Below are 26,207 nucleotides of genomic sequence, written 5' to 3' on the forward strand. Positions count from 1 at the left end.
TGATAAGTAATACAATCCATTGAAAATAATTATCATTTACTCGCGATACATATTATAACATCAATAAATTCTATTTCAATAGTTAAATGAAAATGATTATAAAATATTTTTTAAAACTCTATAAATCCCTCCAATACTGATGTTTGGAATTCTCACATTCTCAATTAGAATGAAGAATGACGTTATTATGCCTATCCTCGGTAAAAGTATTGGAGTTGGAGAATATAAAAAAACCTGTCCCAAAATCATCTAATGATTTTTAGGACAGGTTGCTATACAAATAGTGACTCTTATTACAGAAGTTTCACTTTATCGAATATTACCCATTTTCTTAGAAATCCATGGGCTTAAGATTAACATAACTAGGAAGAGCAAAACAGAGGCTCCACCTAGATATCCAAAGTATTGAACTTCAGTAATTTTAGCAAATAGTTTTGCAAATTGAGCATTCAATGCTTGTGCAGCCGTACTTGTCAAGAACCAAAGTGACATTGTTTGCGCTGCAAATGCTGCCGGTGCTAGTTTAGTTGTCGCTGATAAACCAACTGGTGACATTAACAATTCACCTATAACAACTAGGAAGAATGAAATGACAATCCACCATGGACTAATTAACTCTTTACCGCCAGAAGAAATAGCTGGAATAATCATGATTAGGAATGAGATACCGGCAAAGAATAATGAAAATGCGAATTTAATCGGTGTAGATGGTTGACGTTTCCCCATTTTCACCCAAATCCAAGCAAGGATTGGTGCCAGAGTTATGATAAATAATGGGTTTAAAGATTGGAACCAAGCAGGTGGGATATTGAATGATCCTACTGTTAAGTCCGTACGTCTTTCTATATAAGTTGCAAGAATCGTTGTACCTTGTTCTTGAATAACCCAGAACATTGTACCTGTGATGAATAATGGAATATAGGCAAGAAGATGAAATTTCTCTTCTTTTTTTGTTTTTTTACTTGTGAACATCCAGATAAACACAGCGATTGGAGCTAATAATCCAATGACTGTAAAGAAGTTCACAACACCGCCAATTGTCAAAACGCCAGTCATTGCGGTAATTATAATCAATACTGCAACAACAATAACAGCAGCAATGAATTTTTTAAAAATGCTGCTACGTTCTTGAGCTGTCAACGGATTTTTAGGTTCTAAACCTGCAAGACCTAATTTTTCTTTTTGCTTATGCTTGTACATAAACAAACCGACTGCCATACCAATTGCAGCAATACTAAAGCCTACATGATAGTTATAATTTTTTTGTACTGTACCTACGATTAATGGAGAGAGAAATGCACCAGCATTAATCCCCACATAGAAAATATTAAATCCTGCATCACGACGAGTGTCTTCTTCTGCATACATATCACCAACAACTGATGATACATTTGGTTTTAATAGTCCTGTACCAATAATGATAAATACCATTGAGGCGAATAAGAATGTTAAACCACCTGGTATTGCTAAAGAAAGGTGCCCTAAGATGATTAAAATACCACCCCAGAATATAGTCCTTCTAGTACCTAAAATTCTATCTGCAATCCATCCACCAATAATACCGGACATATATACTAAAGAACCATAAATAGCCATGATCGATGCAGCGGTAGTTTCACTTAATCCTAAACCGCCGTTTTTTACCTTATCATACATGAAGTAGATAAGAATTGCTTTCATACCATAGTATGAGAAACGTTCCCAGAATTCTGTAAAGAATAAACTGAACAAACCTTTAGGATGCCCAAAAAATCCTGTCTGAGGAACTGATTTAACAATTTCCTCTTTCGTTGCCATAAAAAATTCTCCTTCTTTCAATATAAAAAATTATCTTACAATTCAAACTATAAAGTTTATAAATTTGTAATTTCATAGTGATGTTGTCCATTATACACACACAATTTTGCAATGTCAAAAAGCAGCGAAATATTGATAATTCCATATTTTTAGATTATTAAAATAAATCAAAATACTGTTATATAGGTATTTCCATAAATTTCATAAACTAATGAAATATTATTTCTTATAAAGAAAAAGAAGTTACGAAAAAATGTGTCTTTCTCAAAAATACATTTCATTCTGTGGCACATCCTCTTAAAAATCCCCTCTATTATTTTTTAAATATAATAAAATACTTAATTGAAAGCTAATAGGTCGTTAAAAAAGTTGATTTTTATCACCTTTTTAAGATCAGGCGTGTTGATTATCCAATTTAATCCATAAAAATAGGGGAATTCATTGATTTCCACTCCGGCTTGCTCGCTTTCCTGCGGGCGAATGCTGGGGGCAACAGGATGTTGGTCACGGAGTCGTTGCCACAGGACGTGGCGCCCTTAGACTCCGTTCCTTAATCGCTACGCTGCGGGGTCTCATCTATTCGCTTTTCCCGCGGGAGCAAACCAGCCGCCTCTGCCTTATGGATAGACCGAACGAAGGAATGTACGCGCTAGACGCCAAGAGACATGGGAGGGTACGTCATCATAAGCATCGCAGAGATCTAATGTGCATCAAATAATGGCAATAGAGTTAATTCATTTCCAATTAGTTTTAGCGTAGCGTACACTAACATTGTTATTTATTTAAACAAATGGAAATATCAAACTAGTTCTCACTCTATCTTGGCCAAGAAAAAATTTTTTTCACACGAAAAAACTCTAGCAAACGTTGATATAACAACATTTTAAGAGGGAGTCGAGCAAACCTCCGCTCCAATCTATATAAATGGTCCTGAAAATACAGGGTTTTTCAAAAATTATACCAAATAGGTATCCTGATTTTTGTAAAATCAACACATGTGTTTTAAGATAAATATTTTTCTCACAGAAGACTATATAGATTTTATTTATATATCAAAAATAGCGTGCTAGGATTATTCCTAACACGCTATCTTCACCTGGGATTATTCTATTAGTTTAACCAGAATGCCTGATATTTTTTCGCTGTTACCTCGTGAAGCTCAACTTGAAGAATGGTGCCCTTTTCATCATATGACGTCTTTAAGACATGCGCATATTCGTTCAAATACGATACAATATCACCACGATCATACGGTATACACAAAGTACAAGTTATATAATCTGAGAAAATATGTTGGCGAATCAGTTGGAGCAGTTCATCCAGTCCCTTTCCTTCCTTTGCAGATATCCAAATTTGATCATTGTTGACATATGGATAGGCAAGATTAGCTAAATCCGATTTATTAAATACATATATGGTTGGGATATCCTCTACGCCTACTGCCTGTAAAGTATTATTTGTAATTTCCATCATATACTGATTTTCCGCATTTGATGCATCTACCACATGTAAAAGTAAATCTGCATCTCTCACCTCTTCCAATGTGGAACGGAATGCTTTCACTAAATGGTGTGGAAGCTTACTGACAAAACCAACTGTATCCGTTAATAGGAAGCTTTTATTATCTGGTAAGGTAATTTGTCTGACCGATGTTTCAAGCGTTGCAAACAGCATATTTTTTTCAAAAACTTGTTTATGAACTTCTTGATTTGTTTTTTCTAATAATTGGTTCATAATAGTGGATTTTCCGGCATTTGTATAACCCACTATTGAGACAATCGGAATTTCACTTTTGCGTCGTTGCTTTCTTTGCGTTTCACGTTGTTCTTTTACATGATCTAATTCCTTATGAAGCTTAGCGATTTGATCTTCAATTTTTCTGTGATCCAATTCAAGTTTTGTTTCACCAGCACCACGGTTTCTAAATCCTCCACCTGTTCCGCCACCTTGACGGCTTAACGAATCACGAAGTCCTACTAAACGTGGGAGCATATATTGTAATTGAGCTAATTCTACTTGCATTTGAGCTTCTTTTGACTTTGCTCGTTTAGCAAATATATCAAGAATTAACATCGTACGATCAATCACTTTACATTCCAGATCCTTCTCCAAATTTCGGATTTGGGATGGTGATAATTCATCATCGAATATGATCAAATTTGCTTCTGTTGCAGCATAAAAACTTTTGATCTCCTCTATTTTCCCCGTTCCAACATAGTGAGAAGGATTGATACGCTCTAGATTTTGAGTCACTACACCAGCTACTTCTACATTTAAAGCTTCAGCTAAATTACCTAATTCTTCTATTGAATAGTCAAAATGAATATCATTACGTAAGTTCACTCCAACTAAGATTGCTTTTTCGATAAATGGATTCAAAAATTTTCCCCCTTCGTAAATACTGCCAAGAACTGAAAATAAAAAGAGAAGAGCAGAACACCCACTCTCCCCTGCCATTCGTATTTATAATTATGTTCATCCTAACATAGGAAATGTCTAAAACTCAAATTTTCACAATATCGATCGTTTGAAGCCGTTCTTTTCCTTCTTGAAGTTGTTGAAAAACAAAAGTCGTATTCTTAAGCTTCAACGTATTCCCTATAGTAGGCAAGGATAATAAACGCGCCCATTGGATTAGCTTTTTTTCTATGTCTTGAACATTAAAAATACAGCGTTTAATCTGTAACTCCTCATTCGCCTGTTGTATGATCCCATCAGCTTTTAACATCTCATATCGCTTGTGCAGAGGCTGCTCCCATTCAATAAAAAATGGATAAGGTAAAGAATGATTTATCTTATGCTTGATAAATAGCATTTTCCATCTGATGATCTTGCCGTCTTCCGTTTTTCTCTCAGCAGGAATAACGCCTGTTGTTTGATAACCTAGTTTTCGGAAATAGCGATCGCTCTCTTTCAAATCATCTGAACGCAAACACAATGAAGAATATCCTTCTCCGTCATCAATATCATACAGTAATTGCTGAACAAGCGGTTGTGTTGTGTTTTTGGCAATATCCAGATTCTCTATTGCCAACCATTCAATATAACTATTTTTTGTATACAGCAAAGCATTATATGTACCCCAATGTAAATGCTGACCTCCCATAACAGGATGTACCTCTTCTATCGCAACCTCTTTTACGATATCTCTCGGTGCTTTTTTTGTAAAATATACCACATGATCTAACTCAAACATCTCACTCATCCCCTTATCTATAAAGTGAAACTTCACACAATGGTGTTCTTCATTTTCCCCCACTGAACTAGAGGAACTTAGGTTAAAAGCGCCACGTCCTATGGCAACACCGAGGGACCAACATCCTGCTCGCCTAAACCAATCCATCTTTTCAAGCAGTTGTTTCCCCGCTCACCCTTCGCTACTTTTTACTTATTTAGAGATAAATGCTGACCACCTATTCTTACAGGATAAAATGATGCTATTCCGAAAGTAAAATAGTATGCTAAGAGTAATCTTAACATACTATTTTTGGAATATACAGGTAAAAAATAGATAGATTTTAGAATAGTCATCTATAGGCGAGCGTTTCGCAAGAAGCAAACTTAACATACGTTTGCAGAAAAGCAAGCCTTAGCGGAAATCAGTCGATGATCTATATTGAATAGATAAAATTAGATAATCTACACACCTGTATTATTTATTTTTTTGCAATAAATCCAATGTGTCATTGAATTCTTTTTCAATCTCATTATTTTTCTTATATGTCAGTAGACTTACGATAATAGCAGCGAGCAACCCAAAGCCAAACCCTGGAACGATTTCATATAACTTTACATGAAGCGAATCAATTGATCCCCAAACATAAGAGACAACAGCACCAACGATCATGCCTGTAAATGCTCCCCAGTTTGTTAGCTTTCTCCAATATAAAGAAAGTAAAATAATTGGACCAAATGCTGAACCAAAACCAGCCCATGCGAATGCCACCAAATCTAAAATTTTATTATCTTGGTTCCATGCAAGTGCGATAGCGATTAGCGATACGATTAACACGGCCAATCTGCCCATAAAAACATAATGTTTGTCCAATCCATCTTTTTTGAAAATGGCTTTATAAATATCCTCTATTAACGCAGAAGATGTGACAATGAGTTGGGATGAAATAGTACTCATAATGGCCGCTAATATGGCTGCTAGCATTATGCCTGCAATAAATGGATGGAATAGGATTTGACCCAATGCGATAAATACTGTTTCTGGATTTTTCAATTCCAAACCATTTTGTTGATAATAGGCAATCCCTACAAGAGCAGTAGAAATTGCTCCGAATAGACTTAAGAACATCCAACTAATTCCAATACGACGAGCTTGTTTTGTTTCCTTGACACTAGAAATAGCCATAAAACGAACAATAATATGCGGTTGACCAAAATACCCCAGTCCCCATGCCATCGCTGAAATAATGACTGCAGCCGATGCTGTACCTCCAGCAGTAAAGCTCAATAAATGAGGCTTTACTTCTTGAATAGAGGCGACTGTTTGAGAAAACCCTCCTGTTTTGAACAATCCAAAAAGCGGTACTGTAATCAAAGCTAAAAACATAGTTAAACCTTGAATAAAATCCGTATAACTAACAGCTAAAAATCCACCAAATAACGTATAAGCAACTACAACACCCGATACAATTAGTAAACCAGTATGATAACTGTAACCAAAAGAGCTATCAAAGAATACGCCGCCTGATACCATCCCTGAAGATACATAGAATGTAAAAAATACAAGAATAATAAGTCCTGAAGTGATTCGAAGTAATTTTGTATGATCACGTAAACGATTATCTAAATAGCTTGGTATCGTAATAGAATTATTCGCCACTTGTGTATACATACGCAAACGTGGCGCAACAAGTCTCCAGTTTAAATAGGCACCTATTGTTAAACCAATGGCGATCCATCCTTCTACTAAACCGTTTGCATAAATAGTCCCAGGTAACCCCATTAATAGCCAACCAGACATATCTGCAGCTCCTGCACTTAATGCGGTAACCATTGGACCTAATGAACGCCCTCCTAACATATAATCCGTTAAATTGGACGTCCTCATAAATGCGTACCAACCAATCCATAACATGGCGACCATATAAATCAGAATGGCCAATAATTGATACATATTGTCGGACATATTGAAATCCTCCTTTATTTTTGTATTCAAATTTTTCTATAATCCACACGTATTACTACCATATTTATGAATAAAATATGAATACTATGAAACTATAAAATAATATGCTTACAAGTTTATCCCGCGTTAACGGGCAGTAAGCTCCACCTCAATCGAGATAGGTAGATGAGGAGCAACTGCCCGTATAAGCCCGATTGGTTCGGGCCAACAAGATGTTGGTCACTCAGGTGTTGCCACAGGACGTGGCGCTTTTAACCTGAGTTCCCCTAGTTTAGTGCGGGATGCCCCCCACGGATGAAAGTTTCACTTTATCTACTACATGTTATCATAAAATTCTGTTATTAATAACCTCTAAAAAATGATTATTTATACGTTTTTTTGCAAATTCAAAACATGCTTTTGAAATCTCCTTTTCTCTATTAAGAAAAATATTTCATTTTCCGCTTAGCTACATGTTCTTCTTACTTGTTTTCTACTGAATTCATGATGTTCTACTATTCTTTTTCTAATTGTTCATAAATAGGGGCCTAGCTCTGTGTTTAGAAAAGCTAAAATTATGATACACTTATGCCAACGATTAAATGGCAAAGAAGGCGACGCAAGATGGATATTAATGAAATGAAACAAGGATTGCTTGAGCATTTATTGAAGGAAGAACTTGTATCAGCAACCATCAGTCAACCACGTACAAAATCAAGCGATCTGAAACGGATTAAGTTAAAACCAATAAAACTAAAGGGAATCTACTATATTCAGTTAGAATATCAATATGAACGCATTTTAAAACATGAAAATATACCATTATCATTAATTGGACAAAGCTTAAATGAGTTATTTGACCAGTTTCGGCAATTCCAAGGTGAATTTATAGGAGAAAATATCCATATTCAACTTTCTAAGAAAAATAAAGTGTTACGGAAAACCGAAAAAACGGAAAAGAAAAAGGTCGAGTTATCACATAACCGTAAAAAAAATTATTTACTTGACCCCGACAAGCCCTATCCATTTTTAGTCCGGCTTGGGATACAGTCTCCAGAAGGCAAAGTAAAAAAACAAAAATATGATAAATTCAAACAGATTAATCGCTTCATTGAATTTATCCATGATTCTTTAGATTATCTTCCAAAGGATCGGACCATTCGCATTTTAGATTTTGGTTCTGGTAAATCATACTTAACATTCGCTCTTTATCACTACTTGAAAATTGAAAGGGGCTTGGATATCCATGTCACGGGTCTTGATTTAAAAAAAGAAGTAATCGAAGAATGTGCGGAAATTGCCAAAGACTTGCAATATGATCAGCTTGAATTTTTAGTTGGTGATATTAATGATTACAATGATGAAACGTCCGTTGATATGGTTGTTACGCTGCACGCTTGTGATGTTGCTACAGATATGGCATTAGCCCGTGCTGTAAAATGGGATGCTCAAGTCATTTTAAGTGTTCCTTGCTGTCAGCATGAACTCCATCGTCAATTACAATCAGCCCCTCTCGATGTGATGCTACAACATGGGATCATCAAAGAACGTTTTGCAGCATTAGCAACTGATTCGATCCGTGCAGAAATTTTAAGCCTGGTAGGTTACGATGTACAACTTCTAGAATTTATCGATATGGAACATACACCCAAGAATATCTTGATCCGTGCTTACTATACTGGTAAACAACCAACTATTGTGCAAAAAGCTCGTTACAACGCATTTACAGAATTTTTATCAGCTAAACCTTTTCTAGAAAACGAACTCAAAGAATATCTCGAATAAGAAGAATCTAAAAAACATGCCCATTTTCTGATGAGGCATGTTTTTTCAGACATGATGTTTTTTATTACTATTATTTCGTTAAAATATGTGATTTTAAAAGATTATTTTTTAGTTTGCTAATTGAAAAAAATAGAATGAATACTAGCTGATAACAAGACAATCATTTCTAGTCTACTATAGATAGATGGTAGCGAAGGAAACGTCGTAAGCTACACGCCGCAGGAAATCAAGCCGTGGCGAAAATAAATCGATAATGTCTATTTTATGAATACCATTGAACCATCAATACGCATATTATTTTAATTTTATACAAGCGTGTTGATTATCCAATTTAATCCATAAAAATAAGAGGATTTGTTGATTTCCACTCCGGCTTGCACGACTCATGCGGGCGAATGCTGAGCCTCCTCGCTACGCTGCGGGGTCTCATCTATTCGCTTTTCCCGCGGGAGTCGAGCAAGCCTCCACTCCAATCTATATAAATGGTCTTAAAAATACAGAGTTTTTCAAAAACTATGTCAAAAAGACACCCCTAATTTTTGTCAAATCAACACGTGTGAATTTTATATTGATTATTGACTATGTTTTTCTGTATGATTTTAGTTGACATCGGAAGTTCAACTTATTTCGTTTAATTGAAGGCTTTTATATCGAAAGCAAAAAAATTGATGCCGTTTATTCATAAGAGAAGTTCTAATAAATAAACTTGTTTTTTAACATTTCTATTCTATTAGTAAACTCTATATCTCTTATTTAGACTTGTTTTTTGTATCTTTTTTACTATATATGCATATAACGGGGTCTTCCTTGAAAAATTTTGACAGACTTAGAACTACTTTGTTTTCTTTATTTGTCATATCGGTTACAATAAAAATTCTTTCCTAAATTCTATTGATTTTTTATTGATAATGATTATCATTGTTATTAAAGACCTAGATGATGCAAAAAAATCATTGGAAAGAAGGATATAATAGATGAAAACAAAATCATTATTAGCCATTTTATTAGCAGGGAGCGTCGTAATGACTGGATGCAACAGTGCTGATGATGCGAAAAAGGACGATAGCAAGACGAAAACGCAGGAAACAACGAAAGATGCCTCATCAACTGCTGATTTACAAAAAGAAGTGGATGCATACAGAGACTTCGCTCTTGATCAATTAGACAAATTCACTACTGAAACAGAGAAATTTGTAGCCGCTGTTAAAGATGGTGATATTAATAAGGCAAAAGAAATCTACCCAACAGCTCGTATGTACTATGAACGTTCTGAACCAATTGCAGAAAGCTTCGGCGATCTTGATCCTCGCATTGATGCTCGTTTAGCTGATTTAAAAGATGAAGGTAAAGGTGCTGAAGACTGGACTGGTTACCACAAAATCGAGTACGGTTTATGGGAAAAGAACACTACTAAAGGTTATGAAAAAGTAGCTGATCAATTGCTTGCAGATGCAAAAGAGCTACGTGGTCGTGTTGAAACTGCTGATGTAACACCTGATTTGATGATAACAGGTGCTGTTGACTTATTAAATGAAGTATCTACTTCAAAAATTACTGGTGAAGAAGAAATCTATTCTCATACTGACTTATATGATTTCAAAGCTAATGTTGAAGGCGCAGAAAAAATCTTTACTATTTTAGAAGATAAGCTGAAAGAAAAAGATGCTGATTTAGCCAAAAATTTAGCTGACAAATTCAAAGCTGTTAATGATTTACTTGCAAAATATGAAACAAAAGATGGCGGTTATGTTTCTTATACAGAACTAACAAAAGATGATACAAAAACTTTATCTGAAGCTGTAAATCAATTAGGTGAACCATTAAGTCAAATGGGAGTCGTAGTGGAGTGATTATAAATGACTAAAACAAACGATGATGAAAAATTGCTAGATAAAAAGATTACACGCAGACAAATGCTGAAAGTAACAGGTGCTGGGGCCGCTGGAATCGCAATCGGCGCTTCCGGCATGGGAGGAATTCTGAAAGCATTTGGCAAGGATTTTTTAGAAGATGATGATACCAGCGCCACCAATAAAGTAAACTTTTACGGCAAGCATCAATCTGGTATTGCTACTGCTGTACAGACGAATATCTACTTTGCTTCATTAAATGTTTTAGTAAAATCTAAAAAAGAATTGCAAGAGTTGTTCCAAATGTGGACACCTCTTGCCGTTCAAATGATGAATGGCAATGTGATCGGCGTATACAAGAATACGCTGATTCCGGCAAAAGATACTGGTGAAGCAAAGGGCTTAGATGCTCGCAACTTATCCATTACATTTGGTGTTGGTCCATCTTTATTTGAGAAGAAAGAACTTGGTCTTTCCTCTTTAAAACCAAAAGAATTAAAAGATTTACCCCATTTTCCAAAAGATCAGCTAGAAGAGGTATATACAGGTGGGGATATTTGCATTCAAGCTTGTGCGGATGATCCACAAGTCGCATTCCATGCAGTACGTAATCTTATTCGTGCCGCATCAGGTAAAGTAACTATGAAATGGTCACAAGCAGGGTTCAATTCATTTCCTATGAAAAACGGTAAAAAACAAACACCTCGTAATTTATTCGCTTTCAAAGATGGTACAGAAAACCCAAATACCTCTGATGAAAAAGATATGAATAAGGTCGTTTGGGTACAATCCGGTGATTCTAAACCTTGGATGACAGGCGGCACTTATTTAGTCGTCCGTCGCATTCAAATGCATTTAGAAACATGGGATCGCACTGCTTTATCTGAGCAGGAAAATACATTTGGACGCCATCGTGATTCAGGTGCACCACTTGGTAAAAAAAGTGAATTTGATGATATGGAAATTGAACGGAAAGATGCAAATGGCAACTATATTGTTCCAGAAGATTCACATGTTTTTCTAGCAAAAAAGGCGAAAGCTAGAGTTATGCGCCGTTCATATTCTTATTCTTCAGGTGTTATTGACTCAACTGGTACTTATGATGCCGGGCTTGTGTTTATTTCTTTCCAAAAAAATCCTGAACAATTTATTAAAATCCAAAACAGTTTTGGTCGTTTGGATAAAATGAATGAATATATTACCCATCGAGGAAGTGGGGTTTTTGCTTGCTTCCCAGGTATTAAAAAAGGAAGTTATATAGGTGAAGCATTATTTAACACGTTGTAGTCAATTCATCATCATACTCTTTGTTTTACTGGCAACTGTACAACCTGTCTTCGCTGCTGAATCATATAGGGATTTATATATTTCGATTAGCGATGCCATTATGAATTCCAAACAAGGGAACGATACAAAAGCTGAGAAAGCTGTTCAAGCATTTGAAGAAAGCTGGAACAAAGCTGGCGTCAAGGAATCGAAAGAATCGAAGGCTGTTGAACAAGCTTTAGATCAAGCGAAATCTGCAACGACTGATGATGAGCGTTTAAAAACGTTAACGGCTCTCTCAAAGGCTTTAACGGCTCTTGAAAAAGCTGAAAATCCAGTCGATGAAAAAGCTGAGAGAAAAACGTTCCTCAAAACTATGACTCCTGAACTGAATCGATTAGAAACAGTAATGAAAGAAGGAAACATAGACAAGCTGAAAGCAGAATATAATCATTTCAATATTTTTTGGAACCAAAAAGAAAAACCAGTACGTTCCTATGACGTTGCAGCATATGGACAAATTGAAACTCAAATATCTTTTATGAGAATTACACTTGCGGATGAAAATCCTAGTATGGATGATTTTCAGGATCAATTTAACACGTTAAAAAAATACATTACCGCTTTTGGTAACAATAAAAAAGTATCTGCTACTTCCAATGGCACTTACTCTTTACAAACGTTGATTGATTTAATCGATGATGCGAAAACGCAAATCGATGATAAAGATTATACAAAAGCAGCTTCAACTGTCAAAAAATTCATTACAACTTGGCCGAATGTGGAAGGCGACATCCGTACAAAGAATGCTTCTCTTTATACAAAGATCGAAAGTGATATGCCGATTATTGCTAGCGACCTGATGAAGGATGCCGTTGACACAAAAGATATCAACTCACAACTTGATAACTTTAAACAACAAATTCAATTGATCCAAGATGATCAAAGCTATAGTTTTTGGGATTCTGCATTAATCCTTCTTCGTGAAGGTTTAGAAGCATTACTTATTATCATTGCCTTAGTTGCTTTCTTGAAAAGATCAGGCAATCGCCATATGGAAATATGGATTTATATTGGCGCAGGCATCGGAGTCGCTGTTAGTGCTGTTTTAGCTATATTGATGTCAACTATTTTTAATTCTTCAACAATTAATACTAGCCGTGAAATGATTGAAGGTTATGTAGGTTTGATCGCTGCAGCTATGATGATTGGTGTCGGTGTATGGTTGCATAGTAAGTCCAATATCAAAGCTTGGAATGCTTATATAGCCAAACAGATCAATCATGCAATGTCAAAACAAAGCGTATGGGCTATGGCTTTTATCAGTTTCCTTTCTGTCTTCCGTGAAGGTGCTGAAACATTGATCTTCTATATGGGAATCGCACCTAAAATGTCAACAGCTGATTTCTCTCTAGGAATCGCAATAGCAATTGCCATTTTATCTGTTGTAGCATTCTTGCTATTACGTGTAAGTGGAAAGATTCCTATACACAGATTCTTTGCAGTTGCGACGATTTTCATCTATATTCTTGCATTTAAAATTATTGGTGTAAGTATTCATACATTACAATTAACCGATACATTGCCTTCAACTGTTCTAAATGGTGTACCTGTTTGGGCAGCAATCGGATTCTACCCAACAGTTGAAACCATCATCGGTCAAGTAATACTACTTGTTTTAATTGCTCTAACAATTATTTATAAAAAACGAAAAAACAATCGATTATAAATACCATAAAATAAACAGCATGCCAGGGTTACTCCTAGCATGCTGTTTTTGTATACATACCCTATTTAGGCTTTCCTCTTTCCTATTAAAAAGGCACTCTCATAATATACCTTTTTGCCATTTGACATAGTCTTTTGCAAAATAAGTGATTATTGCATCCGCACCAGCCCTAAATGTACCAATTAAAATTTCCTCAATCACTTTTTTCTCTTCAATCCAACCATTTATGGCAGCTGCCTTTACCATTGAGTATTCTCCACTTACTTGATAAGCAACGATTGAAAGATAGTTTTATGGTGTGAGTTCCCATTGGTCAAAACAACAATCTTCAATATGGAGAAGTGAGTATTGAAAGCACTATTGATTCGAAAGAGAAAATGATGAACTTCGTTTCGCTCACTTGCTTTGCAACAACACTTTGCCCATGCTCCAAAGAAATAAGTAAGTATGGTACTCACAATCAACGAGGTAAAATAACGATATCCGGAAATATAAGCGTGGAATCTATTCCTAGTGATTGGAAATTACAATTGAAAGATATCGCGATCAATAATGCCAGCGCACCAATCCATTCTCTTTTAAAAAGGCAGGATGAAAAATATGTGACCGAGCATGCTTATGAAAACCCTAGATTTGTAGAGGATTTAGCACGGTTAATCGCCGTAGATCTCTCAGATGTAAAGTGGCTAGATCATAAACAAGTCATTTGTGAAAACGAAGAATCTATTCATGCCCACAATGCAATAGCACAAATCCATCTATAAAGTGCCATTTCTCATAGTAGGATTTTTCTTCATCCTTCACTATATATGGGTTGAACCAATTGAGCTTCTTACAGACAGTTATTCCTTCCTTTTTCTTCTCTAAAAGATTTTAAATCCAAGCAAATAGGGATTTTCCACCTACAATCCAAATCCACAATTCTGGAAATAAACTTTCATGAGTGATGACCAATTGTCCCTAACCTATACATGGAAAAGTTTTTTACACACAAAAAGACTGTAGAACAAATCGAAAAATTCGAGATCATCTACAGTCCCATCTTTACCAGACAAATAATTCAACTAATAGAAAGGGCAAAATCTTAGAATTTAATCATTTTGCTTGGAACAACCCATTCATTGAATTGTTCTTCTGTTAGAAGACCTGTTTCAAGTGCTGCTTCTTTTAATGTTAAGCCATTTTTATGAGCATGTTTCGCGATTTTAGCAGCATTTTCATAACCAATATATGGGTTAAGAGCAGTTACTAACATCAATGAGTTATTTAAGAAATGTTCAAGTTTATCTTCGTTAGCAGTAATGCCTTGTAAACAGTGTTCATCAAAGCTGCGGATAACGTCAGATAACAATTGAACGGATTGCAAGAAATTATAAAGGATAACTGGTTTGAACACATTCAATTCAAAGTTACCTTGAGATGCGGCGATGCCAAGGGTTACATCATTCCCCATAACTTGCACCGCTACCATTGTAACAGCTTCACATTGAGTTGGGTTTACTTTACCTGGCATGATAGATGAACCCGGTTCGTTTTCTGGAATTGAGATTTCGCCAAAACCAGAACGTGGACCTGAAGCTAACCAGCGAACATCATTAGCGATTTTCATCAAATCAGCTGCTAGTGCTTTCATAGCACCATGAGTCGTTGCCATTTGGTCATGAGAAGTTAGTGCATGGAATTTGTTTGGTGATGCAACGAATTTCAAACCTGTAGCTTTTGATAATTCAGCCACTACTTTTTGATCGAAGCCATCAGGAGTATTCAATCCAGTACCAACTGCTGTACCACCGATTGCAAGTTCTAACATATGTTTAGCACTTTCTGCAATCATTTCTTCTGATTTCTCGATCATGTGTAACCAGCCGCTGATTTCTTGTCCTAATGTTAATGGAGTCGCATCTTGTAAGTGTGTACGGCCGATTTTAATCAATTGCATGAACTCTTCAGATTTTGCTTTTAAAGTTGCTTTAATTTGACGCAAAGCTGGTAATAAGTTCTCTTCTACTGCAATGGAAGTTGCAATATGCATAGCTGTTGGGAAAGAATCATTTGAGCTTTGAGATTTGTTGACATCATCATTTGGATGTAGGCGTTCTTCACTGCCCTGAGCTTCCAAATATTCATTACCTAAGTGAGCGATTACTTCATTGACATTCATGTTCGTTTGAGTACCGCTACCTGTTTGCCAAATAACGAGTGGAAATTCATTGTCCCACTTACCATCTATAATTTCATCTGCAGCATGGATAATAGCATCTGCTTTAACTTGTGAAAGTGTGCCGATTTCAGCACAAACTTTTGCTACTGATTTTTTAAGTAATGCATAGCCATGAATAAATTCGATTGGCATATGTTCAGAACCGATTTTAAAGTTTTGTTTACTCCGTTGAGTTTGAGCACCCCATTTGTGATCTGCAGGTACTTTTACTTCTCCCATAGAGTCATGTTCAATACGATATTCCAAGTTGTTCATCTCCATTTCTTTTACGATGAGTTTTGTTTTCTCTCAACTACTATGATAGCGTTTTCTGCTTCAATTGTCTGCAATTCTGTTTAAATTATCGCAAAAATCTTTTGAAAAATTGGAAGCTATTTTTTGTCTACCCCACCTTTTCTAAGCAACCCCTATGACGGCATCGGTGTTGGCGTTGGCTGTGAATATCCTTCTTTATAATCGTGGTCGATTTGTTCGCGGATTTCTTTAAGTGTTGTCCCTTTTTGTGCTTGTTCAATCGACTTAATCGCAATTTCCACACAAACAATACAACGTGTTCCATGATCATCCCAAACAACCGTGCCATCTTTTTTTACTTCTTTAATAAAACAATTTAGATTACTTTTGTGATCAGCACTTTCTGCACATCCACAATAACAAGGCAGCCATTTTAAAATTTCTGTAGCCTTCCCAGCAGCTTTATAAACCAATTTTAAATCTTCTGATTGTTGATCTAAAAAGCTTGGCAATACATCCACTGATGCTGTTTCCTCTTGGAGATCGCCATTGGCTAACGTATGTTGATGATGAGCATGATTCGTTTGTTGCGTTGTTTCTGTTTGCTCATGTTCTACATGCTTTTTTTTCGATGATTCATCTGTATCATTACCACAGGCTGCTATAAGCATCGTGCTTGCTAATAACATGGATAACCATTTTTTCTTCACTGTAAAACTCCTTCGTCAGCTTTTTCTTTCATTATACCTTAGAGGGTTTTATATATCATGATAAATCCTGTTTCATCCTATATAAGGGCTTTAAAGTTTTTTCTTTCATAAAGTGAAGCTTCCATCAGTGGGGTTTTCTTCATCCCCCCTATCTTTCTTGTTTCCTTCTAAAACTTGAGATGGGGGGCGTACTGCCCGTTAAAGCGGGATAAATCCTGTTTCCTCCCATATAAAAGCTTTAAAGCCTTTTCTTTCATAAAAAAATTGCCGCACAAGCTAATGATAACCAGCTTATACGGCAATTCAAAAATGGATCAATCTTCAGTTGTTGCGGCTGATACATCTTCTTTTGGTTGTACATTATCAGCCAATCGCTCAATGCTTGGGCGAATCGAATACTTGCCTGAGTAGTTCTCGATCAATTCTTTCATATCAATACCTGACGATGCTTTTAGTGTTTCTTGTAAGGTTGCCATTAAGTCTGTTGCATAGCCAGTCACCTTATTGGCACCTCCGCCTTCACCACTGCCAGTATCCACAACCGTGATTTTATCGATGTTTGATAATGGACCTGCTACTTGTTTTGCATATTCAGGCATCATTTGGATAATCATATCTAATATAGCAGCTTGACCGAACTGTTCGAAAGCTTCTGCGATTTTACGTTTTGCTTCGGCTTCTGCAAGACCTTTCAGACGGATGATCTCCGCTTCTGATTCCCCTTGCGCACGCTCTGAATCAGCTTTTGCCAGACCATCTAGGCGGACTTTTTCTGCTTCAGCTTTTGCTTTCGCTTCTATATGATATTTTTCTGCGTCCGCTTGAGCTAATTGTTTCATTTTTTCTGCTGCTGCGTTTTGTTCAATGGCATAACGATCTGCATCCGCTTTTTTCTTTACCTCTGAATCATATTGTTTTTCACGGCGGAGAATTTCTTTTTCTTCTAATTCGATTTGCTTTTGGCGTTCAATGATTTGGATCTGCATTTCTTGTTCTGTGACTTCTTGTTTTGCACGTGCCGTTTCTAGTTCATACGCTTGGTCAGCGCGAGCCTTTGCAATGTCTTGTTCACGGCGGAATTCTGCTACTTTCAATTGATTTTCTTTTTCTGCTTCTGCAATTTCAGTAGCTCGTTCTAGCTCTGCCTTTTGTGCTTCTTTATCCGCTTCTGCGCGTTTAATACGCGTTTCCTTTTCAGCATCAGCCGTTGCAATATCTGCATCACGCTTAACCTGTGCTATCCTTGGTTTTCCTAGTGAATCTAAGTAACCGTTTTTATCTCGTACATCTTTGATCGTGAAAGATACGATAGTGAGCCCCATTTTTGCTAGATCTTGTGAAGCAACACGTTGTACCTCTTGTGAGAATTTATCACGGTTTTTATAAATTTCTTCAACGGTCATAGACCCTAGAATCGAACGTAAGTGGCCTTCGAGTACCTCTTTTGCTTCGTTTTCACGTTCTTCTTTTGGTTTGCCTAAAAACTGTTCCGCAGCTGTTGCAATTTCGGCTATTGAACCGCCAATTTTGATAATGGCAATACCATCAGCCATTACGGGTACGCCTTGTTCTGTATAAACTTCAGGCGTTGTAACTTCTAATTTACTGGATAATAAGCTAAGTGGTTCGGCTTGTTGGAACACTGGTAAAACAAATGTACCACCACCACGGATAATCTTAATACGGTTTCCGCCTTCATCCGTATGTACGTTTTTGGAACCTAAGTAACTACCTGTAACAATGAGTGCTTCGTCTGGACCTGCTGTTCGATATTTCGTTATATACACCCCGATAATCGCCAACAAAACAACAACGACAATAGCACCTACGATTAATAAAACTGGCATATTTCATTCCTCCTGTTTTTTATCTTTCTAATCATTTAAAATAACGGCTCATATTCTTTGACATATAAAGTTCCCTCTTTCACTTCCACGATGAGCACTTTCGAATCATATGGTATGGACACATGATCATAGCTTGTTGCACGTTTTGAAATAATACCGTTGACTGTTTCAACCACTACTTCACCAAAGCCATCAATAGGAATCGGGACAATCACCTTTCCTACTTGACCGCCTAAAGATTCTTCGCTATAAGCCATTGACACCTCGGCTGATTTTAAAGGGACTAGTATGAAATAATACATCAAAATATCGATTACAAATGAAATAACTGCGGAAATAACAGCAATAAGAATACTATTTAATGATGTAAACGTCTCGAAGATAAAACCAAGTGCTGTGAGGAAAGTCAAAAAGGCCAAGATGACGGTAGGGTTAAAAAAAGGAATCCCTTCTCCAATTCCATCAACTATATCACCAAAAAAAAGATATAAAATCATACAAATAGCTAAGAATATTAATGAGTACAAATACCACTGGTCAATAGACCAAGAATTTACATCAATCATCTACACCCCCTTTAACCATTGTTTGCCCTTTCAATAAGTTATACGGATAAATATCAGTAAAAGTTTCAATTTTTCTGGTTATTTCACATTATCTAGAAGTGTATTTCCATTTATGGAAATTTCACTTGATGTATATACATTTGAAATATTACAGGATTGTAAAGTTTGAAATAATTCACATAATTGTTGTATGGATTTTTTGCTCAATTTGTTATGATTATAGTTGCGTTTAAAAATAAATAAATAAAATCTTAATGTTTTGTATACAAATTAGGAGGCTTTGTATGTTCAGCTCAAAAAAAGAGGACCCTTTCTTTGCTGCGCTTTTGAAAGTTGCTAAAAATGTAAATGAAGCAGCTCACTATGCTGATGATTTTAAAATAACAGGCGTTGCAGACCTGAAAGAGCTTAGCGTAACATTAAAAAAATATGAAACAGATGGGGACTCACTCATTCATGAATTAATCCAGATGCTCAACAAATCATTCATGACACCTATCGAACGTGAGGATATTTTAGAATTAGCCGTAAGAATGGACGATATTTTAGATGGCATTGAAGACTGTATTGCTCACTTTGAAATGTTCTCACTAACAGAAGTCGATGATTATATGAGAGATTTCTTAAAATATATCATCCTAAGTACGGATGAAATCGCTACTGCAATGGAACACTTAACGAATAAAAAGCTGATTAATATGCGTAAACACGCTATCCGTATTAAGGATTATGAACGTAAATGCGATGAAGTATTACGGACATCCATTAAACAACTATTCTTACATGAAAAAGATCCTATCCGCATTATTCAATTTAAAGATATTTATGAGCAACTTGAAGAAGTAGCCGACTATTGTCAAAATGTCGCTAACTCAATGGACACTATTATAATGCGAAATGCATAGGAGTTGTAGAAACACATGAATACTATAATAATCGCAACCGTTCTTGTTGTTATATTCGCACTATTATTCGACTTCATAAACGGTTTTCATGATACTGCAAATGCCATTGCTACAGCTGTTTCTACTCGTGCACTTTCACCACGTCTTGCTGTAGTTTTAGCCGCATCGATGAACTTTGTTGGGGCTGTTACGTTTACTGGTGTTGCTAAAGCATTGGCAAAAGATATTGTCGATCCATTTGCGCTCAGTAACGGATCTTTCATTATACTAGCTGCACTTATATCAGCCATTATATGGAATTTGGCAACATGGTACTTAGGAATCCCTTCAAGTTCATCACACGCAATCATTGGTTCTCTAGCTGGAGCTGCAATCGCCGCTGCTGGTTTTTCTGTTATTAACTTTGGTGGATTTATCAAAATTATCGAAGCCTTACTCCTTTCACCATTTATCGCAATTATCTTCGGGTTTTTAGTGATGTCCCTATTTAAGGGAATATTCAAGAACTTAAATTTGTATCGTACGAATAAAAAATTCCGAAGAGTACAAATTTTCACAGCCGCTCTACAAGCCTTTACACATGGTACAAATGATGCCCAAAAATCAATGGGGATTATTACAATGGCCTTGATTGCATCAGGACTACAAACTGGGGAAGATATACCTCTATGGGTACGTGTCGCTTGTGCTGCTGCTATGGGATTGGGTACTTCAATCGGTGGTTATAAAATTATTAAAACCGTTGGCGGTAAAATTATGAAAATTCGTCCGGTGAATGGTGTAGCGGCTGACTTATCCTCTGCCATCATTATTTTTGGCGCTACGCATTTACACTTGCCAGTTTCTACAACCCATGTCATTTCTTCCTCTATTATGGGTGTAGGTGCTGCACAAAATGCGAAAGGGGTCCATTGGGGAGTTGCACGTAGAATCGTCATTACTTGGGTAATCACATTACCTATAGCTGCGTTATTAGGCGCTACAATCTTTTCTATCTTCAATCTGTTTTTATAAAATATGATCACTTTAAAATATACTGACTGTTTCTTGTTAAGATCACATCTATCAACTGATGATTGATTTAACTCTTAAAAGATCATATTAAAAAATACTTTTTAATTTATTCTCCAATTAAAAGTACGAATGCTGCTTAAATGAGCGTTCGTACTTTTACATTTACTAAAATTATTTCTACTTGAATTAATTTCTTTAATAATCATGTGAAGCCGTTGCCACAGTATAGGACGCGGCGAGCTAAGACCTCGTCCCTTTCATCGTTCCTACGGGTCTAGCTCAAGCTTTTCTCTCTAGACATTGAATGAGCTTCACTGAATCAACACCTCACGAAGAAAAATTGACTCACTTATTATTGTTTAGCATTATAAACGATCCTACCTTGAACTAAGCAATATTCAATTGTATGTAGAAAAGTATGCCTTTCATAAATACTTTGTGGATTTTTAGACAACATTTTATCTTGTTGGACAATAAAGTCTTTCTCTGAAACAATAACAATATCTGCTAATTTTCCTACCTCAATACTTCCTTTATCTTTTAGATGAAATCTTCTCGCTGCGTGAATGGATGTATAATAAATTAAATCTGAATAAGGTATATTTTCCTTCTTTGCAATTTCTAGCGCCGCTAAAAATGTGAACTGCCCACCATTAATACCTCCCCATGCACTAAATATGTCATATTGATCTGGATCTTTTAAATCTTTTGTACAAGGTGAATGATCCGAAGAAAGCATATCGATTTCTCCTCTTTTAAAAGCCTCCAATAGCGCCAGTCTTGTTTTTTCTTCACGTAAAGGTGGTGCACATTTAGCATCATACCCTATCTGATCAACGGCAGTGCTATTAAAGAGCAAATAATGAGGACATGTTTCTAATGACACATCAAGTCCTTCATCTCTTGCTTGTTGAATAATATGCACTGCTTCCGCTGTACTGATATGAACAAAATGCAACGGACAGTGTGTTAATCGACTGTAATAAATGGCGCGACTTACAGCTTCTAGTTCAGCCTCTTTTGGTCGAGAGTTCAAATATTTTCCTGCAATCGTTGCAGAAGTATCTTTTTTGGCTTCTTGTAAAGCAAATTGTAGGATTTCATCACTTTCTGCGTGTAAAGCTAGTATTTTTCCTAACTTTGCAATTTTTTTCATTCCTTTTAATAATATCTCATTTTGTACATGTTCAAAAGTTGGATCATTCGTTCTTGGCATAAAAGCTTTATACCCTATCACCCCGGCATTTGCCATCTCTTCTAACTTTTCAACATTATTATCTACTAAACCTCCCCACAATTCACAATGGGTAATTGATTTTTGCTTTGCTAGTTTTTGCTTTTCACGAACCCGTTCTGCATTGGTCGTTGCTGGGATAGAATTTAATGGCATATCAAAAAATGTTGTACATCCTCCTGCCGCAAGCATTTGCGAACCACTTTTAAACCCTTCCCAAATTTCTCGCCCTGGTTCGCTAAAATGAACATGTATATCGATTAACCCTGGAAAAACAAACTGATCCGTTGCATCAATTTCCTGTATGGCATCCTCTTTAACCTTAGTAGCTACTACTTGAATTTTACCATCTTGAATAGCAATATCTCCTCGTATAATTCCTGATGCTGTAACAATTTTTCCATTTTTAATAATAACTTCATACATTGAAACTCTCCCCTTAAACGTCACGTTTGAAATGATTTTCACCTTTTTTGAGATAGTCCGACTTTTCCAATAACCATGCATCCATTGAAGGGTACTTTTTTATGTCAAGAATTTCTTCATCATAGAGTAATCACTCATCAAAGTTTACTTTTCACGTATCCTTTTTTAATAAATAGTCATTCATAAAAGAAGTTATTTCTATTTTTTTACATCTGCTTTTACTAACTCTTTATTTACCTCTTTTAAATAAGAAAGATCAATATAATCTGATTGTGAGGGAACTTTTGAAATATTATTTGTATTCATTAAGTAATCTGTTACAGTTTTCCCATTACTTCCATCGATAAATGAATCGTCAACTTGCATATTATAAACGTTACGATTCATAATTTCTGTTAATTCTTTTTCTGACAAATGGAGTTCTGGAGCTAATATTTTCACTGCTTCTTCACGGTGATCATTGATAAATATCGTCGCTTTTTCTAATGAACGAATAACTGCCTTTACAGTATTCGGATTTTCTTTTAGATAATCATCGGTTACTTGTAGCGTTGAATGTACACTCATCCAATCCACCTCTTTCTCATTGCCCTCTAAATAACTTTTTGTTCCACTAAATAGAAGTTTTCCACCTTCTCCAATTGCCTTCGTAATAAACGGTTCCCATGCCGCCATAGCATCTATGCTACCATTTTGTAAAGCCGCTAAAGCATCACTAGGTGCTAAATTCGCTACTTTTACTTTTTTCATGTCTACATTGTATTCTGCCGCCATTTTATTGATAGCGATTTGAACATCTGCTCCTGATGGAATACCAATCGTTTTACCTTCTAAATCTTTTGGGGATGAAATATTAGCTTTTGGTCCAGCGACTACTGCTTGAGTACCTGCAATCTGCGCTAAAGGTGAAACAATTTTTACCTTTACTCCATTTGAGGCTAAAATAATATCCATAAAATTTGTTTGTAAGCTAATAGGTGCACTGCCACCTGACACAAGCGGTGCAATATCTGGGCCACTTTCGATTAATTTATTTTTAACTGTTAATCCTTCTTCTTTAAAATAACCTTTCTTATCAGCGATGATTTGTTGAGAAGATATTTGTGCATCTCGAACACCAACTAATTCGATTTCTGTTTTTTCCAGTTTACCATCTGTACTTCCATTTGAACTTTGATCTTTAGATGAATCTTTCCCACACGCAGCTAGTATCATTACTACACACACAACTAAAATGGATAAATACTTTTTCATATAAATTCCTCCGATATCTTTTTTATTTTATTTTTCTACTGCCGATAACCCATTCTTCCTCCAAGATAATAACTTTCTTTCAATCCATTTAAAGAAAATAGAGAATAAACTATATTCCAATCCAATAACGATAATGGCAACATACATATTTTCAATTTTGAAATAATTTCGCGCATCAACAATGATATAACCTAACCCTGATGTCGCCCCTAACATCTCTGATACGACTAATGCCGAAAATGCTAATCCTAAGCTGATTTGGCAACCTGCTAAGACGTTAGGTAAAATGGACGGTGTAATAACGCGCTTAAATATTTGAAAACGTGAGGCTCCTAAACTCATTGCTGAACGAATTAATGTCGAATTAACAGATTTTAAACCATCTAGTGTATTGGTGAGTACTGGAAAAAACACTGTCCAAGCTATTAAAATGATCTTTGGCAACTCTCCAATACCAAACCAAATAATAAATAAAGGTAAAATGGCCAATGCGGGAATCGGCCCTAAGATGTTCAAAATAGGGGACATCCAATAGTCAATGACTCTATTACTACCAATTAGCAATGCAACCGATACACCTAACGCGATTCCAATCATAGATCCTATAAATACACGAATAGTACTTGCAACAATACTTTTCACTAATATACCTGTTTGTACCAATTCCCACATTTGGGCAATGATGATTGAGGGAGGTGGTAAAAATTTTGGATTAAACATTTCTGCCTGCAAATTATATCGAGCAAACAGTTCCCAGAGGGCGATAACAACAACAATTGGTACCCACGATAATTTGTTGTCATTCTTTATTTTATTTTTGCTTACCGTGTGAACTTTCTGTTGCTCATCTACTATAGTGTTCATAGTCATCACACAAGCCTCCTTAATTAATTAGAATTTGTTGCAATTCTTGAACAAGAGAATTTTCTATTTTCCTTGGTCGCTTCATTGATATTTGTTTTTCCGCCGCAATTACACCTTGTTTCATTACAACAATACGATCAGCTAAGTAAACAGCTTCTGCAATATCATGCGTTATAAAGATAATAGTCGTCTTTAGCTCATTCCAAATATCTATTAATTCTTTTCTCATCGTTTCTTTTGTAAATACATCAAGTGCCGCAAAAGGCTCGTCCATTAAAAGGAGTTTGGGCTGACCCGCTAAAGCTCTTGCAATCCCTACCCTTTGTTTCATCCCTCCTGATAGTTCTGAAGGATAATGATGTTTAAATGGCTCCAAGCCAATCATCTGAAGATATTTATAAGCGATTTTTTGTACTTCCTCTTTTGACTTCCCCTGAACAGTTGGCCCAAAAGCAATATTTTCAAAAACAGTGTACCAAGGAAACAGGGCGTGCTCTTGAAAGACAATCCCACGTTCCTGATTAGGCTTGCCAATGGGCACTCGATTGACTGATATGTCCCCAGAATCCGGTTTTGTAAAACCTGCGATTAAGTTCAGCATAGTTGATTTACCACATCCACTATGACCGAGAATGCAAACAAATTCACCATCTTCAACTTCTAGATTGATATCTTGCAAGACAATCTTGTCACCAAAACTCTTTTTTATATTATTTAACACAAGTTCCATACAAACACCTTCTTACATTATTTTATACGTTATTTTTTATTACATGGTTATTATATTTTTTCTCACATTAATATTCTTTAGTAATATTAACAATTTATCTATAATACATTAGGCAACTTGTACAAACCATAATTCAATAATGGCTCATTTTCTTGTCATATAATACTTTTGAAAATGACCGAACCCTTTACATAGAAGAAGTAACAAATGATTCCATGTTGCTACTTATAAACAGTATCAAGCGTAGCGCCTATCCAATTTTCTTCTATTCCATGCATAAAGTGAAGCTTCCATTAGTGGGGGTTTTCTTCATCCCCCCACTGAAATAGAAGAACTCAGGTTAAAAGCGCCACGTCCTATGGCAACACCTGAGGGACCAACATCTTGCCCGCCCAAACCAATCGGACGCATGTGGCAGTTAATCTTCCATCTATCTTTCTCGTTTCTCTTTAAATCTTGAGATGGAGTCTACTGCCCGTTAAAGCGAGCTAAATGAATAATAAAAAGCAGAAATCAATGTCATAAAAATTAACATTGATTTCTACCTTTTAAAATCCTATTTTAATATCTCTACAATTTCAATTCTAATTATCATTCCAATTGAACCTTTTCGATTGGCAACCCCTTGTTAAAACCATGGACTTATAGAAATTTTC

General features: G+C 36.0%; 19 protein-coding genes and 1 pseudogene. 7 read left to right on the forward strand and 13 right to left on the reverse strand.

Features of this window, described 5'->3' with window-relative positions:
- Window positions 1-309: 309 nt before the first annotated feature.
- The 4 genes from FEZ13_RS15100 to putP all read right to left on the reverse strand — a co-directional run bounded on the left by FEZ13_RS15100 (window position 310) and on the right by putP (window position 6,937).
- A complete protein-coding gene (locus tag FEZ13_RS15100) occupies window positions 310-1,797 on the reverse strand; it encodes a peptide MFS transporter (protein ID WP_146553360.1) in 1,488 nt (495 codons plus the stop codon).
- 1,110 nt (window positions 1,798-2,907) lie between these two features.
- Window positions 2,908-4,176 (reverse strand): GTPase HflX, encoded by a 1,269-nt coding sequence (hflX, locus tag FEZ13_RS15105; RefSeq protein ID WP_255473199.1) that lies wholly within the window; start codon window positions 4,174-4,176, stop codon window positions 2,908-2,910.
- Between the two features lie 124 nt (window positions 4,177-4,300).
- On the reverse strand, window positions 4,301-4,993 hold the full coding sequence (locus FEZ13_RS15110; RefSeq protein WP_146553362.1) for a VOC family protein: 693 nt from the start codon (window positions 4,991-4,993) through the stop codon (window positions 4,301-4,303).
- A 456-nt stretch (window positions 4,994-5,449) separates the two neighbouring features.
- A complete protein-coding gene (putP, locus tag FEZ13_RS15115; RefSeq protein ID WP_146553363.1) occupies window positions 5,450-6,937 on the reverse strand; it encodes a sodium/proline symporter PutP in 1,488 nt (495 codons plus the stop codon).
- Between the two features lie 603 nt (window positions 6,938-7,540).
- Here putP and FEZ13_RS15120 point away from each other — a divergent pair.
- From FEZ13_RS15120 to FEZ13_RS15135, 4 genes are all read left to right on the forward strand, one after another.
- Window positions 7,541-8,701, forward strand: coding sequence for a class I SAM-dependent methyltransferase (locus FEZ13_RS15120; protein WP_146553364.1), 1,161 nt, complete (start codon window positions 7,541-7,543; stop codon window positions 8,699-8,701).
- Between the two features lie 974 nt (window positions 8,702-9,675).
- Window positions 9,676-10,551, forward strand: coding sequence for an iron uptake system protein EfeO (efeO, locus tag FEZ13_RS15125; RefSeq protein ID WP_146553365.1), 876 nt, complete (start codon window positions 9,676-9,678; stop codon window positions 10,549-10,551).
- A gap of 6 nt (window positions 10,552-10,557) precedes the next feature.
- The gene (gene efeB, locus FEZ13_RS15130) at window positions 10,558-11,838 is read left to right on the forward strand and encodes an iron uptake transporter deferrochelatase/peroxidase subunit (RefSeq protein ID WP_146553366.1); all 1,281 of its coding nucleotides are present in this window, start codon (window positions 10,558-10,560) and stop codon (window positions 11,836-11,838) included.
- Complete coding sequence (locus FEZ13_RS15135) at window positions 11,813-13,546, forward strand: FTR1 family iron permease (RefSeq protein ID WP_146553367.1); 1,734 nt, start codon at window positions 11,813-11,815, stop codon at window positions 13,544-13,546. Before efeB ends, FEZ13_RS15135 begins: the two co-directional genes overlap by 26 nt.
- A 99-nt stretch (window positions 13,547-13,645) precedes the next feature.
- Here the strand turns inward: FEZ13_RS15135 and FEZ13_RS15140 are convergent.
- Window positions 13,646-13,831 (reverse strand): annotated as a pseudogene (locus FEZ13_RS15140) (porphobilinogen synthase); the annotation flags it as partial.
- A gap of 23 nt (window positions 13,832-13,854) precedes the next feature.
- On the opposite strand from FEZ13_RS15140, the gene FEZ13_RS15145 reads away from it, so the two are divergent.
- A complete protein-coding gene (locus tag FEZ13_RS15145) occupies window positions 13,855-14,310 on the forward strand; it encodes a GTP cyclohydrolase, FolE2/MptA family (RefSeq protein ID WP_146553369.1) in 456 nt (151 codons plus the stop codon).
- A 320-nt stretch (window positions 14,311-14,630) separates the two neighbouring features.
- On the opposite strand, the gene fumC is transcribed toward FEZ13_RS15145, so the two are convergent.
- From fumC to FEZ13_RS15165, 4 genes are all read right to left on the reverse strand, one after another.
- On the reverse strand, window positions 14,631-16,013 hold the full coding sequence (gene fumC / locus FEZ13_RS15150) for a class II fumarate hydratase (protein WP_146547839.1): 1,383 nt from the start codon (window positions 16,011-16,013) through the stop codon (window positions 14,631-14,633).
- 161 nt (window positions 16,014-16,174) lie between these two features.
- Entirely contained in the window at window positions 16,175-16,711 is a 537-nt protein-coding gene (locus FEZ13_RS15155) for a PCYCGC domain-containing protein (RefSeq protein ID WP_255473200.1), read from the reverse strand.
- A 314-nt stretch (window positions 16,712-17,025) separates the two neighbouring features.
- Window positions 17,026-18,558: a flotillin lipid rafts scaffold protein FloT gene (locus tag FEZ13_RS15160; RefSeq protein WP_146547838.1), complete on the reverse strand. Its 1,533-nt coding sequence runs from the start codon at window positions 18,556-18,558 to the stop codon at window positions 17,026-17,028.
- Window positions 18,559-18,593: 35 nt separating this feature from the next.
- Entirely contained in the window at window positions 18,594-19,124 is a 531-nt protein-coding gene (locus tag FEZ13_RS15165) for an NfeD family membrane protein (protein WP_146553370.1), read from the reverse strand.
- Window positions 19,125-19,408: 284 nt separating this feature from the next.
- On the opposite strand from FEZ13_RS15165, the gene FEZ13_RS15170 reads away from it, so the two are divergent.
- Both FEZ13_RS15170 and FEZ13_RS15175 read left to right on the forward strand, forming a co-directional pair.
- Complete coding sequence (locus tag FEZ13_RS15170) at window positions 19,409-20,029, forward strand: DUF47 domain-containing protein (protein ID WP_146547836.1); 621 nt, start codon at window positions 19,409-19,411, stop codon at window positions 20,027-20,029.
- A 15-nt stretch (window positions 20,030-20,044) separates the two neighbouring features.
- On the forward strand, window positions 20,045-21,043 hold the full coding sequence (locus FEZ13_RS15175; RefSeq protein ID WP_146547835.1) for an inorganic phosphate transporter: 999 nt from the start codon (window positions 20,045-20,047) through the stop codon (window positions 21,041-21,043).
- A gap of 352 nt (window positions 21,044-21,395) precedes the next feature.
- Here FEZ13_RS15175 and allB read toward each other — a convergent pair whose 3' ends face one another.
- The 4 genes from allB to FEZ13_RS15195 form a co-directional block, all read right to left on the reverse strand.
- Complete coding sequence (gene allB / locus FEZ13_RS15180) at window positions 21,396-22,703, reverse strand: allantoinase AllB (RefSeq protein WP_146553371.1); 1,308 nt, start codon at window positions 22,701-22,703, stop codon at window positions 21,396-21,398.
- 198 nt (window positions 22,704-22,901) lie between these two features.
- Window positions 22,902-23,957 carry an ABC transporter substrate-binding protein gene (locus FEZ13_RS15185; RefSeq protein WP_146553372.1) on the reverse strand — a complete coding sequence of 352 codons (1,056 nt, stop codon included), beginning with the start codon at window positions 23,955-23,957 and terminating at the stop codon, window positions 22,902-22,904.
- A 27-nt stretch (window positions 23,958-23,984) separates the two neighbouring features.
- Window positions 23,985-24,827: an ABC transporter permease gene (locus FEZ13_RS15190; RefSeq protein ID WP_146553373.1), complete on the reverse strand. Its 843-nt coding sequence runs from the start codon at window positions 24,825-24,827 to the stop codon at window positions 23,985-23,987.
- Window positions 24,828-24,840: 13 nt separating this feature from the next.
- The gene (locus FEZ13_RS15195; RefSeq protein WP_146553374.1) at window positions 24,841-25,551 is read right to left on the reverse strand and encodes an ABC transporter ATP-binding protein; all 711 of its coding nucleotides are present in this window, start codon (window positions 25,549-25,551) and stop codon (window positions 24,841-24,843) included.
- Window positions 25,552-26,207: the final 656 nt, after the last annotated feature.

Source organism: Rummeliibacillus sp. SL167 (assembly GCF_007896505.1).
Lineage (GTDB): Bacteria > Bacillota > Bacilli > Bacillales_A > Planococcaceae > Rummeliibacillus > Rummeliibacillus suwonensis.

Bases quoted from the DNA above. Each gene is read 5' to 3' on its own strand.
- FEZ13_RS15185 (WP_146553372.1), bottom strand. From the start codon at position 23,957: ATGAAAAAGTATTTATCCATTTTAGTTGTGTGTGTAGTAATGATACTA.
- FEZ13_RS15175 (WP_146547835.1), top strand. From the start codon at position 20,045: ATGAATACTATAATAATCGCAACCGTTCTTGTTGTTATATTCGCACTA.
- efeO (WP_146553365.1), top strand. From the start codon at position 9,676: ATGAAAACAAAATCATTATTAGCCATTTTATTAGCAGGGAGCGTCGTA.
- FEZ13_RS15170 (WP_146547836.1), top strand. From the start codon at position 19,409: ATGTTCAGCTCAAAAAAAGAGGACCCTTTCTTTGCTGCGCTTTTGAAA.
- FEZ13_RS15190 (WP_146553373.1), bottom strand. From the start codon at position 24,827: ATGACTATGAACACTATAGTAGATGAGCAACAGAAAGTTCACACGGTA.
- FEZ13_RS15120 (WP_146553364.1), top strand. From the start codon at position 7,541: ATGGATATTAATGAAATGAAACAAGGATTGCTTGAGCATTTATTGAAG.
- FEZ13_RS15195 (WP_146553374.1), bottom strand. From the start codon at position 25,551: ATGGAACTTGTGTTAAATAATATAAAAAAGAGTTTTGGTGACAAGATT.
- putP (WP_146553363.1), bottom strand. From the start codon at position 6,937: ATGTCCGACAATATGTATCAATTATTGGCCATTCTGATTTATATGGTC.
- allB (WP_146553371.1), bottom strand. From the start codon at position 22,703: ATGTATGAAGTTATTATTAAAAATGGAAAAATTGTTACAGCATCAGGA.
- FEZ13_RS15110 (WP_146553362.1), bottom strand. From the start codon at position 4,993: ATGTTTGAGTTAGATCATGTGGTATATTTTACAAAAAAAGCACCGAGA.
- FEZ13_RS15100 (WP_146553360.1), bottom strand. From the start codon at position 1,797: ATGGCAACGAAAGAGGAAATTGTTAAATCAGTTCCTCAGACAGGATTT.
- FEZ13_RS15165 (WP_146553370.1), bottom strand. From the start codon at position 19,124: ATGATTGATGTAAATTCTTGGTCTATTGACCAGTGGTATTTGTACTCA.
- FEZ13_RS15160 (WP_146547838.1), bottom strand. From the start codon at position 18,558: ATGCCAGTTTTATTAATCGTAGGTGCTATTGTCGTTGTTGTTTTGTTG.
- efeB (WP_146553366.1), top strand. From the start codon at position 10,558: ATGACTAAAACAAACGATGATGAAAAATTGCTAGATAAAAAGATTACA.